1 pseudogene is annotated in these 1269 nt (G+C 56.8%); it reads left to right on the top strand.

The features are described 5' to 3' along the window. Window positions 1-68 precede the first annotated feature (68 nt). Window positions 69-1269 (top strand): annotated as a pseudogene (locus BMZ02_RS18670) (IS3 family transposase); the annotation flags it as partial.

The raw sequence follows: 1269 nt of genomic DNA, 5'->3' as shown, positions 1-1269 counted from the left end.
TGAAGTGGCCCCCAAATTTTGGACAGGTGCCTAAGCTCTGATTCATCATCTCCACAAGGAGGAGAATCATGAGCAAGAAACGCAAGCAATACAGCCCATCGTTCAAGTCCAAAGTCGCTCTGGCCGCCCTCAAGGGTGACCAGACCACATCCGAGATCGCCGCCCGATTCCAGATTCACCCCACCATGGTCAGTACCTGGAAGCGCGAGCTGCTGGAGAACGCTCCAGACCTCTTCGAAGGCAAGAGGAAGGCCGGCAAGCAATCCGATGAGCCCAGCACAGACGAGCTTTACCGCGAGATCGGTCGACTGACGGTGGAGCGCGATTTTTTGTCGCGCAAGCTCGATCAGTAAGCCGTCAACAGCGGTTGGCGATGATCGAGCGTGGTCATCCCCAAATCAGTCTTTCGCGCCAGTGCGAGCTGCTCAAGCTGAGCCGCTCATCGGTGTACTACGTCCCTCGTGAGCAATGTCAGGAGGATCTGGACCTGATGTACCTGATTGATCAGCAGCACCTGAAAACGCCGTATTATGGCTCTCGTAAGATGCGGGTCCACTTGCAGCACCAGGGCTACCGGGTCAACCGGAAGCGGGTGCAGCGGTTGATGCGCACCATGGGCATTCAGGCGGTTTATCCGCGCCCCAGAACCAGCATCCCGGGCGACGGGCACAAGGTGTACCCGTACCTGCTCAAGGGCTTGAAGATCGATCGTCCCAACCAGGTTTGGGCAACTGACATCAGCTACGTGCCGCTGGCCCGGGGCTTCATGTATCTGGTCGCCATCATCGACTGGTACAGCCGCAAGGTGCTGTCCTGGCGGGTCTCCAACACCATGGATACAGACTTTTGTGTCGATGCCCTGGAGGAGGCTCTACAGCGCCATGGAACGCCGGAAATCTTCAATACTGATCAGGGTGTCCAGTTCACCAGCGAGGCCTTCACAAGCGTTCTCAAAGAGTATGGCATCCGGATCAGTATGGACGGCAAGGGCTGCTACCATGACAACATCTTCGTGGAACGGCTCTGGCGCAGCGTCAAACACGAGTGCGTCTACCTCACTGCCTTCGAGGATGGCCGACACTTGAAGCAGGCGCTCCACCGGTACTTCCGGCATTACAATCAGACCCGGTACCACCAAACCCTTGATTACCAAACGCCCGATGAGGTGTACTACGGGCAATCCATATCCTTGGCAGCCTGAGCCAGGGAAACAACCGGATCATAGCTTAGGGACACCATCAGGTTGTCCAACTGATTGGGTCCACCTCA

The sequence above is a fragment of the Aquisalimonas asiatica genome, from assembly GCF_900110585.1.
GTDB lineage: Bacteria > Pseudomonadota > Gammaproteobacteria > Nitrococcales > Aquisalimonadaceae > Aquisalimonas > Aquisalimonas asiatica.
The sequence above is the reverse complement of the archived record's forward strand: the minus strand, read 5'-3'. Positions and strand labels throughout refer to the sequence as shown.